The sequence below is a fragment of the Roseovarius sp. A46 genome (assembly GCF_004126395.1).
GTDB lineage: Bacteria > Pseudomonadota > Alphaproteobacteria > Rhodobacterales > Rhodobacteraceae > Roseovarius > Roseovarius nitratireducens.
This window is the reverse complement of the sequence record NZ_PVWS01000066.1, coordinates 277-2571: the sequence shown is the minus strand read 5'-3', so window position 1 is coordinate 2571 and position 2295 is coordinate 277. Positions and strand designations below refer to the sequence as shown.

3 protein-coding genes and 1 pseudogene are annotated in these 2295 nt (G+C 63.3%); 1 reads left to right on the top strand and 3 read right to left on the bottom strand.

From position 1 onward, the window contains the following. Positions 1–278: 278 nt before the first annotated feature. Both C6W92_RS17375 and C6W92_RS17370 read right to left on the bottom strand, forming a co-directional pair. Complete coding sequence (locus C6W92_RS17375) at positions 279–629, bottom strand: VOC family protein (protein ID WP_241691208.1); 351 nt, start codon at positions 627–629, stop codon at positions 279–281. A 59-nt stretch (positions 630–688) separates the two neighbouring features. Then, the gene (locus tag C6W92_RS17370) at positions 689–1669 is read right to left on the bottom strand and encodes an NAD(P)-dependent alcohol dehydrogenase (protein WP_129435374.1); all 981 of its coding nucleotides are present in this window, start codon (positions 1667–1669) and stop codon (positions 689–691) included. 109 nt (positions 1670–1778) lie between these two features. Here C6W92_RS17370 and C6W92_RS17365 point away from each other — a divergent pair, with 109 nt between their 5' ends. Further along, positions 1779–2162: a LysR family transcriptional regulator gene (locus C6W92_RS17365; protein WP_277815909.1), complete on the top strand. Its 384-nt coding sequence runs from the start codon at positions 1779–1781 to the stop codon at positions 2160–2162. On the opposite strand, the pseudogene C6W92_RS17360 reads toward C6W92_RS17365, so the two are convergent. Further along, positions 2159–2295: pseudogene (locus tag C6W92_RS17360) on the bottom strand (IS481 family transposase); the annotation flags it as partial. The gene C6W92_RS17365 and the pseudogene C6W92_RS17360 overlap by 4 nt on opposite strands.

Here is a 2295-nt window from a genome sequence, read left to right as displayed (position 1 = left end):
GGGCTGCCGGTTTTGGGGGCGAGGGTACTTTTCAACCACTAACGGTGCCATCACCGAAGACATCGTACTTCAGTACCTGGAACAGCACATCGCTGATCCTACCGGCGCCAGCCGGTAGTCGTTCAGTGTTCAGTGTTCAGTCGGGGCATGATGTTCTTTTCTGTCCAGGGCGCGGTCAGCCTGCGGCACCATCGAATGGCGATTTCAGTAGGCAGGCCTATTCAAGGGTAAGCAATGCAGGGATGGTGTCCAGACCACTTCGAAGGGTGTGGCGATGCTCAATCAGACAGACACAACTTGTTGCCATCGAGGTCTCTCACATAGGCCGAGAATTTCGGCCCACGCTGATTGGGCGCACCTTCGCAGGTGCCGCCAAGCTCAAGCGCCAGGCCGTGCATCCTTTCAACATCTTCCTTGGCGCGGGCACAGAAGCCGACCATCGTGCCATTTCCATGGGTCGCCGGCTTCTTGTCGAACGGCCTTGCAACGGCGAAGGCAAAATCCTCTCCTATCCAGTAGGTCATGCGCTCCGAGGGCGATATGCTCTGGAGCCCCGCGCCTTCGAAAAGAGCGTCGTAGAAGGTCCTGGATGCGCGCATGTCGTTCGTTCCGACGACGAAGTAATTCATTTTCATGGTAATCTCTCCGAATGAATTGGTGATTCCGATGCTGACTGTATTGCGGCCTCTCAAACCACCACGACATTGCCGCGCTTGTGCCCTGCTTCGACGTAGGCGTGCGCCTCAATGAGGTCGGACAGCGGGTAGATCCGGTCCAAAACCGGGGTGAGACGGTCTTGGTCGATCTGGGTCAGGATCTCGGACAGCATGGCCTGCAGGCGCGGCGGCTTCTCCAGGCCTACCGCCGCGAACAGGGCGCGTTTTCGGCCAACAAGGCTCGAAAACATGATCGCGGGCAACCGCCTCAACGTCAGGACCGGGCAGAGGTAGCGTCCCGCCTCGGCAAGCGCAGGCCTGGCGGCCGAGAAGGACGCGACGCCCAGCGTGTCAAAGATCACGTCAAAGCCGGCACCGGCCTGCAAGGCCTCTTCACTGCTGTAGTCGATCACGCGGGTGGCCCCGAGCGATGCGACGAAGCTGGTGTTGCGGGCGCTGCTGGTGGCCGTCACCTCTGCGCCCAGGGCGGCGGCGATCTGCACCGCGGCGCTGCCGAGGCTGCCGGCCCCGCCCAGGATCAGGACGCGGTCGCCGCTCTGGACCTCTCCGAGATTGCGCAGGAAGTGCCAGGACGTCAGCACGCCGTCACACAGAACCGCCGCATCCTCATGCGACAGGCTGTCGGGCTTGGGCATCAGAACCCCGTCCTCGTCGAGGCAGATGTGGCTGGCATTGGCGCCAAAGCGCATCCCGGCCTCGCCGAAGACCATATCGCCCGGCGCAAATCGGCTGACCTCGTGGCCAACCGCGAGCACCTCGCCCGAGAGGCCCGTTCCGGACAGACCGTTGCGCGGACGCCGCAGGCCAAGGAAGGGGCGCGCAAACAGCGGCTCGCCCTTGCGCATCATGCCGTCGGCCCGCGTCACGGCAGAGGCATGGATGCGGATCAGAACCTCTTTCGGCCCGGGCTGCGGCATGGGGAGCGTGACGGGTGTAAGAATTTCGGGGCGGCCGTAGCGCGGGATGTGCCAGGCGGTGCGCGTCGCAGTCATGGGGGAACCTCCGGGGTTTCTGGGTGTGCTGACAGGAATAGAGGTTTTATTTCGCTCCGAGGAGTGACTAAAGTGGACCACAGCGGTTCATAAACGATCCGGTCGATCTATGGATTGGAAGTCCCTCCCAGCCTTCTTGGCTGTTGCGCGGAACGGCTCGCTCAGGGCGGCGGCTGAGCAGCTGGGCGGCACCCACGCGACGCTGCGGCGCCAGGTCGAGGCGCTGGAGGCGCAGCTCGGCACCCAGCTCTTCCGGCGGGGCGCCGACGGCTTGTCCCTGACCGCCCCCGGGCAACGCCTGCTGCCGCAAGCGCTCGAAGCCGAGGCGGCTTTGCTCAAGGGGTTCAACGCGGTGCAGGGGCTCGACCGAGAGGCTGCGGGGCGCATCCGCGTGTCAGTTGACCCGATGACAGCGCATTACCTGCTGGCCCCGGTCTTGGCCGACTTCGCCGCGCTTTATCCCGAGATCGAGATCGAATTGCGCCTTGCCTAGGTGTTCAGTCCCGGCATCTGTTGGATCGGGTCGAGGATGAAACGATCCGGCTCTGAAATCCAGACCTTGCAGATGTATTCGTATGGCGTGAGGCCACCGAGGGTCTTGAGGCGCCGGGCGAAATTGTAGGCTG

Coding starts and splice junctions, on each gene's coding strand:
- C6W92_RS17375 (WP_241691208.1), bottom strand. CDS start 629: ATGAATTACTTCGTCGTCGGAACGAACGACATGCGCGCATCCAGGACC.
- C6W92_RS17370 (WP_129435374.1), bottom strand. CDS start 1,669: ATGACTGCGACGCGCACCGCCTGGCACATCCCGCGCTACGGCCGCCCC.
- C6W92_RS17365 (WP_277815909.1), top strand. CDS start 1,779: ATGGATTGGAAGTCCCTCCCAGCCTTCTTGGCTGTTGCGCGGAACGGC.